We start from the raw sequence: 10,163 nt of genomic DNA on the forward strand, positions 1-10,163 counted from the left end.
GATTTGTTTATATAATCTTCTTAACATGGAAAATAGAAACGAATTAATTTATAAAAAAAATATCTTTTCCTTTTTAGTTTCTATCTTTGCATCCTGATATTCTGAAAAAATATAAAACAATATACTATATGACTAAGAAATTCAAAAGAACCCTCGTTACATCGGCCCTCCCCTATGCCAACGGGCCTGTCCATATCGGACATCTGGCAGGCGTTTATATCCCTGCCGACATTTATGTGCGTTACCTCAGGCTGAAAGGCCAGGAAGTAATACACATCGGAGGTTCTGACGAACATGGCGTACCTATTACCATACGCGCCAAGAAAGAAGGTGTGACGCCACAGGATATCGTAGATAAATATCACGCCATAATCAAAAAGTCGTTTGAAGACTTCGGCATATCTTTCGATATCTATTCACGTACAAGTTCGGAGATACATAAGCAAACGGCTTCTGACTTTTTCCTCAAACTATATCAAAACGGAGATTTTGAAGAAAAGACAAGCGAACAATATTTCGACGAAGAGGCGCAAATGTTCCTTGCCGACCGCTATATAATGGGTGAATGTCCGCATTGCGGCAATCCGAACGCATACGGAGACCAGTGCGAATCGTGCGGAACATCTTTAAGCCCTACCGACCTGAAAAACCCCCGTTCCACAATTTCCGGTTCAACGCCTGTAATGCGCGAAACAAAACACTGGTATCTGCCTCTCGATAAACACGAGTCATGGCTTCGCCAGTGGATACTCGAAGACCATAAGGAATGGAAATCGAATGTATACGGACAATGCAAATCATGGCTGGATATGGGATTACAACCCCGTGCCGTAAGCCGGGACCTCGACTGGGGGGTACCTATTCCTCTGCCGGATGCCAAGGGAAAAGTGCTTTATGTATGGTTCGATGCACCTATCGGCTATATATCGAATACAAAAGAATTATTGCCTGACAGCTGGGAGAAATGGTGGAAATCGGAAGACACAAAATTGCTTCACTTCATCGGTAAAGACAATATCGTATTCCATTGCATCGTATTCCCTGCTATGCTCAAAGCAGAGGGTTCGTTTATTTTGCCTGAAAACGTTCCGGCAAATGAATTCCTGAATCTCGAAGGAGATAAAATATCCACATCCCGTAACTGGGCTGTATGGCTGCATGAATACCTCGAAGATTTTCCGGGACAGCAAGATATTCTGCGCTATGTGCTTACGGCAAATGCTCCTGAAACTAAGGATAATGACTTTACGTGGAAAGACTTCCAAGCCCGTAACAACAACGAATTGGTCGCCATACTCGGAAACTTCATCAACCGTGCGCTGGTACTTACTCAAAAATATTTCGACAACAAAGTCCCGCAGATACACGAGTTGACCGACTACGATAAAGAAACCCTGAAAGAGTTTGCCGACGTAAAAGAAGTAGTGGAGTCGTATCTCGAAACATTCCGCTTCCGCGACGCGCTGAAAGAAGCTATGAACCTGGCCCGTATAGGGAATAAGTATCTGGCTGATACCGAACCGTGGAAAGTGGCTAAAACAGATATGGCAAGCGTGGAAACCATTATGAATATTTCATTGCAGCTGACAGCGAATTTGTCTATTGCATTCGAACCATTCCTACCATTCAGTGTACAGAAAATCCGGCAGTTTATCAATAAAGATAATCTGACATGGGAACAACTGGGCAGAATAGATCTATTGCCGGCTGGCCATCAGCTAAACCCTTCGGAACTGTTATTTGCCAAGATAGAGGATGAAACGATCGAAAAACAAATACAAAAGTTACTTGACACGAAGAAAGCCAATGAACAGGCAGTGGAGATAAAGGTTGCCCCTCAGAAAGCAAATATAGCATTCGATGATTTTGCAAAACTCGACCTTCGTGTAGGCAAAGTATTGGAATGCATAAAAGTGCCGAAAGCTGATAAACTGCTCCAATTCCTTATAGACGACGGAATGGGCAAACGTACAATCATATCGGGTATCGCAGCATGGTACAAACCCGAAGACCTTGTAGGCAAACAGGTATGCTTTGTGGCTAACCTGGAACCACGCAAGCTGAAAGGCGTGGAGTCGCAGGGAATGTTGTTGTCTGTGGAAGACAGTGATGGAACACTATCATTGATACAGCCGCCTAAAGACGTAACTCCGGGTAGCCAGATAGGATAATAATTTAATGAGATAATGTGCCGGTATGCCAATGTAGAATGGGATATCGGCATTTTCTATTCCGAAAGGATAATAGAGTCATATTTGAGTTGTGGTTCTTCATTCAGGATATTCTTATAATCCAGACAAAATTTATCATAGCATTGTTTTGATAAACCTTTTTGCCCTAACTTATATAAACTCCGGCATTTGATCTGCACAGAATCTTCGTCTATACTATCATGAATAAGTATTACATCGGCCAACTTTACCAATAAGCGGAAATCATCTTTTATTTCTATTGTTTTTGCCGCTTTCAGTAAGGTAGTGATAAGCAGATCCGAATAACCGGACTGATATCTATCGACCCACCTCTTATCTATATTCGGCAACAACAAACCAGCTGATGCAATTCCAATAATCTTTTCTATCACAGCTTTATCTATTACTCCATCGCCGGATGATACCTCATGTAGCAGATGCATTACAGCCACATAATCGCATGTAGTATCTTTACCTATCTCTACATGCCAGTAGCTATTATCTTTCTGAATACTGACATCTCCGATTTCCTGCAAAAGGAGACGCAGTTTACGGATATTCACATTCCGGTTATTAGTAGCCTTATTTTTATCCATATCAAACCAAAACTCCTCATCCAAACGCTCAGATGTCACCCCTTTTCCCGTAGCAATATATTCAAGCAAGCACATTAAAAACATCTGCCTGATTACCGGAGTGAAGAAGCCTGTTATATCATTCCCTCCCCTATCGAAAATTTGAAAGCCACCCAGTAACGATATTTTTGAGCGTTTCTTTTCTTTATGTACATGGGGTACCTGAGGCAATACAGGGGCAGAAACGAACGCTTTATCATCCACAACAGAGGACGATCCTGTTCTCTCCGTTCCATTCCTTCTTAACAGATAAATTACCAAAAGAATTATAATAACTAACAGTCCTATAATTATATAAGTTACCGGAGAATTACCGAATATATTCCTTGCACCGGGTACCTGCAGAATATCAGTTTGTGATAATGGCGGATAAAGCAATGAATATATACCGGTTTCAAATGCACCCCTTTCTGTCCTTTGTAATATAACCGCATATATCGCGGAATTCTTATACCTGAACATATCGCAAAAAGACTCGGTATCCTGAAAATTGTATGGTATGGAATCGGACAGGAACCGGTAAGAAAAGTCATTCATATTCACTTCCATCAGGCGTATGGAGGATTTATAAACATCGCTTCTGTTAGCAAGAGTATAAAACTTATTCTCCCCCACATCGATTATCATCGAATTACCAAAAACATAAGGTTCCGGCATTCCCTCAAGTGTCCCCAGCTCCTTACTGGTTTTAGCCTTAGTATCCACCAAATGAAGATCATAAAGGTTATACGATGAAGCCTCCTGCAATCCGGTCTTACTCCCATATCCGCCAAAAATCAGGATCTGTCCATCTCCCAGATACCCCATCGAAGACAAATAGCGGGGGCTTAGTTGGTCTATAAGATCATTTGTTTCCCACTGCCCTGTGTTCAAATCATAGGTTGATAAAGCGGCGCTATACCTATACAGTCCATAACCGCCAAATACCACCAATTGGTTTGTATCCGGATATATAAACCTGTTGTGGTGCTGAACATACAAAGACATATCCGACGGGCTGCCCGACCACATGTTCGTATCAAAGTTATACAACATCGGTTCGGGATGGCTTATACTGTATGAGACCAACCTATCCGCTATATAGTCATAAATAAGATAACTGGATGCCCCCTGAAAAGGTCTTCCTCCACCGACCTTTATACGTTGTACCGACTTATTTTTCAGATGCATTATATATAAGCTATCATTTGTAGCTACAAATACTCTGTTATTAATAGAATCCGTTGCAATCTGGGGATAAATATTCCTGGTAATCAAACTCATTTCCTTATTCCAGTTTGTATGCCGGTCTATTTCCCAAATGCCATTCGATACTGTGGCCCTGTATCCATTGGTATCATCATATACTGCAGCCACATTATGCCTGCCCATATCCCACCTACGGACAATTTTTCCTTTATCATCTTTGATTTCTATATTTTTTACCGACATAGGAGGAACATCAGATGTATAGAAAAACTTATGCCTGTTAGCCCCAAAGTATATCTTTTCGATCGTAGATATTCCCAATGAATTATCCGGTGTATCAATCAATATTTCTTCTCCATCTATGGAAAATGTCACTGAGCCTGCACGAACCTCTATCTTTACTTTCACCCATTTGCCTTCCAGTTGTTTGCGCTCGTATTTATATTCCGATGAGGCTTTTGTATTATGTATGCCGTTAAGTATGAAATTGATGCGATTATTTCCCAGATAAGACGTCATATCCAGACTTGTAGTATCATTTGCAATAATTCTGAATATATATCCGTATGTATGATTACTGTTGGTAAGTTTAAGATCAAATTCGAGTGTATATCCTTTTGAGAGTTTTAAAAATCCATCGGGAAGTAAATCAAGAGAAGTCCTGTCGTCTTTATTTACCTCATGAGACTTAAAGTTCAATCCATATGAAAAGCTTTTATCCATATCTTTGGATTGTGAGATAATAGTAAGGAAAGGACAAAAAATAAAAACAAAAAGTATGGTAATTTTCATCTTATTTCTTTTAAGGTATCGCACATAGTACAAAATTATATAAAATTAGTTATTCATAATCAGATACAAAATTTTAATTATTCATTGAAAACAAACCCACTAAAAAGCTCTCTTCAGCTAAGTAGAACCTAACAATCTATACCTCAGCACAATTACACTTCACGCCAGCATCAATGACTTACCTTATTGTATACTTTAACGGATAGCTTAGAGGTATACAGACAAGACAAAAGTGTTCCTTTTCGCGCCAATTAATAATTAATTAATACCCCGGTTAATAGTATAGACATATGTTTGTACAAACATTTTCAGCAATTTTTTTAACCCTAAAATCGAATAGGCCATTATTTGAATATAACATTCCTACAAAATATGAAGAAAAGTATATTCGTCTCTTATACCTTAATTTTACTGTTTTTACTAACAAACAATATAAATGCCCAGAACAAAAGTCAGCCTGTCGACTATGTAAATCCGTACATCGGTAACATAAGTCACCTTTTGGTGCCAACCTATCCGACTGTGCATTTACCTAATAGTATGCTCAGGGTATATCCCGAACGCGAGAATTATACAGGCAATACTATTGCAGGACTTCCCCTGATCGTCACAAGCCATAGGGGAAGCTCTGCCTTTAATCTGAGCCCGTATCAGGGAGCGGTAGAAGATATAAAAAGTACAATCAACTTCGGATACGACAACGAAATCATAAAACCATATTATTACAGTGTCGACCTCGACGATTATAATATACATGCCCAATATGCACCGTCGCATCAGGCAGGAATCTATTACATCGATTTCGAAAATAGTAATCAATCCGCTTATCTGATCCTCAATACCCGGAACGGGGAACTCAATTCGGATAAAAATACAGTATACGGATATCAGAATCTTAGCAACAATACAAAAGTATACATCTACTTCGAAACTGACATACAACCTTCAGAAGTTGGAACTCACAAAGGAAATACTATAAATAGCAACGAAAAAACCACACAAGGCCGGAACGCTTTTTATGTGATGAAATATCCTGCCGGGACCAAACAAATAAAAGTGCGTTACGGAGTCTCATTTATAAATACCGAACAGGCTAAAAATAATCTAAGGCGTGAAATAAAAGACTATAATCTGGAAAACATAGCGCAAAAAGGCCGCGACATCTGGAATTCAACACTGGGAAAGATACAGGTTTCCGGTATCGATGAAAACGCCAAAACAGTTTTCTACACCTCTCTTTACCGTACTTACGAACGTATGATCTGTATTTCGGAAGACGGAAATTACTTCAGTGCCTATGATGGAAAAGTCCACAATGACGAAGGGCGTCCATTCTATACCGACGACTGGATCTGGGACACTTACCGTGCTACTCATCCGTTGCGCATTATTATCGAGCCTGAGATGGAAAATGATATGGTTAACTCATACATAGTAATGACCCGCCAGATGAAAGATCCGTGGATGCCAAACTTTCCCGAAGTGACGGGCGACAGCCGCCGTATGAATTCGAATCACGGGGCAGCTATGGTCGCCGATGCCTACATAAAGGGACTGAGAGGATTCGATCTTGAAGAGGCATACAATGTGAGCAAAGCGGCAATCACCGAAAAAACGCTGGCTCCCTGGTCGTCCAAGCCAGCCGGAGTATTAGACCGTTTCTACAAAGAACACGGATACTTTCCTTCTCTGGCAAAGGGGGAAAAGGAAACAGCTCCGGAAGTTCACGGATGGGAAAGACGCCAGCCTATCGCCGTCACTCTAGGAACAGTCTACGATGAATGGTGCCTGTCGTTAATTGCAAAACAATTAGGGAAGAATGATGAAGCCGATTATTTTTCAAAACGTAGCCTAAACTACCATAAGGTATTTAATCCAGAGACCAAGTTTTTCCATCCTAAAGACGCATCAGGCAAATTTATGGAAGACCTTGATTACCGCTTTCCTCCGGGTATTGGCGGACGCGATGCTTATGATGAAAATACCGGATATGTATATCGCTGGGACGTGCCGCACAATATTGCTGATTTAGTGAACATGCTCGGTGGAAAAGAAGCCTTTGTAAAAGAGCTTGAAGATATGTACAGTACCCCTCTGGGGAAGGGGAAACCCGATTTTTATCATATTTATGCCGATCATAGCGGTAATGTCGGACAATTCTCGATGGGGAACGAACCTGCAATGCACATTCCGTATTTATACAATTATGCAGGACAGCCCTGGCGTACTCAAAAGCGTGTACACACACTACTTAATCAATGGTTCAGAAACGATGTGATGGGTATTCCCGGCGATGAAGACGGGGGCGGCCTCACTGCATTTGTCGTATTTTCCCAGATCGGATTTTACCCCGTCACCCCCGGATTACCGATGTATGTAATAGGAAGTCCTACTTTCGAGAGCGCGAAACTGGACATCGGCAACGGCAAATCATTTGAAGTCGTGGCAATTAACTACTCTCCCGAAAATAAATACATCCAATCAGCAAAGTTGAATGGTAAAGATTGGAATAAATCCTGGTTTTCGCATGAAGAACTGATGCGCGGAGGAAAACTCGAAGTGGTTATGGGAAAACATCCGAATAAAAAATGGGCTTCAGACGATAACGCTGTACCCCCATCGTTCAGTATGAATAAATAATAAAACTCAATCACTATACCATCATACGACTATGAATATTAAAAACACGATTAAGAAAGCAACCGCTTCGGGTATATTCTTTTTATTTGCAATTATCTCTTTTGCGCAAATAAAAACAGAACCGGTAGACTATGTAAGCATCCTGACAGGGACATTATCTAAATTTGAACTATCGACAGGTAACACATATCCGGCAATAGCTCGTCCGTGGGGAATGAATTTCTGGATGCCTCAGACCGGGGAAATGGGGAATGGATGGTCGTATGTATATACTGCCGACAAAATCAGGGGATTCAAGCAAACACACCAACCCAGCCCATGGATGAACGACTACGGACAATTTTCCATCATGCCGATTGTAGACAAACCTGTTTTCAATCAGGACAAGCGGGCCAGCTGGTTCTCGCACAAATCGGAAGTAGCAAAACCTTATTATTATAAAGTATATCTTGCCGATTCGGATATAACAACCGAAATAACGCCAACCGATCGCGCGGCAATATTCCGTTTCACTTTTCCCGAAAAAGATAATTCCTATGTTATTATCGATGCTTTCGACCGGGGATCTTATGTGAAAATCATTCCGGAACAGAACAAAATCGTAGGTTACACAACGCGCAACAGCGGCGGGGTACCCGATAATTTCAAGAACTACTTTGTCGTTGTTTTCGACAAGCCGTTTACCTATCAGGCAACTGTAGGAGACAGTGAAATCCGTAAGAACGAACTTGAAGCCAAAGAAAACCATACAGGCGCTATTATCGGCTTTGCCACTAAGAGAGGTGAAACTGTTCACGCACGTGTGGCATCATCATTTATAAGCCCCGAACAAGCCGAACTGAACCTCAAAGAACTCGGCAGTGACAGTTTCGATCAGATAGCCGACAAAGGCCGTAAGGTTTGGAATGAGACATTAGGGCGAATAGAAGTGACAGACGATAACATAGACAACCTCCGTACATTCTATTCCTGTTTTTACCGTTCGGTGCTATTCCCTCGCAGTTTCTATGAGATAGACGCCAAAGGAGAAGTTGTTCACTATAGCCCTTATAATGGCGAAGTTCTTCCGGGATATATGTTTACCGATACTGGTTTTTGGGATACATTCCGATGCCTGTTCCCATTCCTGAACCTGGTGTATCCGTCAATGAACGAAAAAATGCAGGAAGGTCTGGTAAACGCATACAAGGAAAGCGGGTTCTTGCCTGAATGGGCCAGTCCGGGCCATCGCAATATTATGGTGGGGAACAACTCAGCTTCTGTTGTTGCCGATGCATACCTGAAAGGATTAAGAGGTTATGAGATAGAAACACTATGGGAAGCTCTGAAAAACGGAGCAAACAATGTACATCCTAAAGTTTCGGCTTCAGGCCGCCTGGGATATGAATATTACAACAAACTGGGTTATGTGCCGGACGATGTCAGAATAGGACAAAGCGCAGCCCGTACATTGGAATATGCATATGACGACTGGACTATCTACAGATTGGGTAAAGCATTGGGCAAACCCGAAAGTGAAACAAGCATATATAAAGAGCGTGCCATGAACTACAAGAATCTCTACAATCCGAAGTTCAAACTGATGACCGGCCGTAATGAGAACGGTGAATTCGATAAAACGTTTGTAGCCGAAGACTGGAGTCGTGCATTCTGTGAAGGTAACAGCTGGCATTGGAGTTTCTGCGTATTCCACGATCCGCAAGGTCTGATAGACCTGATGGGAGGAAAAAAAGAATTCAATACAATGATGGATTCTGTATTCATAGTACCTGGAAGCAAAGGGATGGAAAGCCGCGGCATGATCCACGAAATGCGTGAAATGCAGGTGATGGACATGGGACAATATGCGCATGGAAACCAGCCGATACAACATATGGTTTATCTATACAACTATTCCGGCGAACCATGGAAGGCTCAATATTGGGCTCGTGAAATAATGGATAAACTCTACAACCCTAATCCTGATGGATACTGCGGCGATGAAGATAACGGACAAACATCGGCTTGGTATGTCTTCTCTGCACTTGGTTTCTATCCCGTATGTCCGGGCTCTGATGAGTATATACTGGGATCGCCATTATTCAGGTCAGTCACCCTGAATCTGGAGAATGGTAAAAAAGTAGTCATTAAAGCAGATAATAACAGTAAATCTAACAGGTATATATCATCTATGACTGTCAATGGAAAAGTTCATAGTAAAAACTACCTGACTCACGATACCTTACTGAAGGGAGCGAATATCAATTATAAAATGGCTACTACCCCTAATATAACAAGAGGTATAAATGCTGCTGATTATCCATATTCATTCTCTAATGAGAAATAATAAAAAATAAATTTCTGTATTAATCAAAAACAACCCTGATACCCAGGTATCCTAAATTACCAAAGAAGTATATATATACGCCATTGGCCGAATTATAGACTTCTTTTGGTAAAGCGGATAGTAGAAGATATTTTAATATTAATTAATATTGCATGCAATCTTTCCTCTTAAATGCGAAAGAAACCTAAAAAAAATCAATTATATAAAAGATTGAAATTGACAAAGAATTGACCCTTAATTTATCCTCATATATATGCTCTATATTATACAAAATACAATAACAATGAAAGGCATTTTTTCGACTGAAAATTTGGCGGTTAGCTGTATTTTACTAGAGAGAGAGAGAGAGAGAGAGAGAGAGAGAGAGAGAGAGAGAGAGAGAGAGAGAGA

4 protein-coding genes are annotated in these 10,163 nt (G+C 41.0%); 3 read left to right on the forward strand and 1 reads right to left on the reverse strand.

Annotation, left to right across the window (positions count from 1 at the left end; genetic code table 11):
* The first annotated feature begins 101 nt into the window (after positions 1 to 101).
* Positions 102 to 2,171 (forward strand): methionine--tRNA ligase, encoded by a 2,070-nt coding sequence (metG, locus tag HMPREF9455_RS10690; RefSeq protein WP_395858104.1) that lies wholly within the window; start codon positions 102 to 104, stop codon positions 2,169 to 2,171.
* 56 nt (positions 2,172 to 2,227) lie between these two features.
* Here the strand turns inward: metG and HMPREF9455_RS10695 are convergent, their stop codons facing one another.
* Positions 2,228 to 4,807: a kelch repeat-containing protein gene (locus tag HMPREF9455_RS10695; protein WP_006799702.1), complete on the reverse strand. Its 2,580-nt coding sequence runs from the start codon at positions 4,805 to 4,807 to the stop codon at positions 2,228 to 2,230.
* Between the two features lie 372 nt (positions 4,808 to 5,179).
* On the opposite strand from HMPREF9455_RS10695, the gene HMPREF9455_RS10700 reads away from it, so the two are divergent.
* Together HMPREF9455_RS10700 and HMPREF9455_RS10705 are read left to right on the forward strand one after the other, a co-directional pair.
* Positions 5,180 to 7,447, forward strand: a complete 2,268-nt coding sequence (locus HMPREF9455_RS10700; protein WP_006799703.1) for a GH92 family glycosyl hydrolase — start codon at positions 5,180 to 5,182, stop codon at positions 7,445 to 7,447.
* Between the two features lie 31 nt (positions 7,448 to 7,478).
* Positions 7,479 to 9,773 carry a GH92 family glycosyl hydrolase gene (locus HMPREF9455_RS10705; RefSeq protein WP_006799704.1) on the forward strand — a complete coding sequence of 765 codons (2,295 nt, stop codon included), beginning with the start codon at positions 7,479 to 7,481 and terminating at the stop codon, positions 9,771 to 9,773.
* Positions 9,774 to 10,163: the final 390 nt, after the last annotated feature.

It is taken from the genome of Dysgonomonas gadei ATCC BAA-286, from assembly GCF_000213555.1.
GTDB classification, from domain to species: domain Bacteria; phylum Bacteroidota; class Bacteroidia; order Bacteroidales; family Dysgonomonadaceae; genus Dysgonomonas; species Dysgonomonas gadei.

What these genes read in the sequence shown, in the direction of transcription:
- HMPREF9455_RS10695 (WP_006799702.1), bottom strand. Translation starts at nt 4,807, where the DNA reads ATGAAAATTACCATACTTTTTGTTTTTATTTTTTGTCCTTTCCTTACT.
- HMPREF9455_RS10700 (WP_006799703.1), top strand. Translation starts at nt 5,180, where the DNA reads ATGAAGAAAAGTATATTCGTCTCTTATACCTTAATTTTACTGTTTTTA.
- HMPREF9455_RS10705 (WP_006799704.1), top strand. Translation starts at nt 7,479, where the DNA reads ATGAATATTAAAAACACGATTAAGAAAGCAACCGCTTCGGGTATATTC.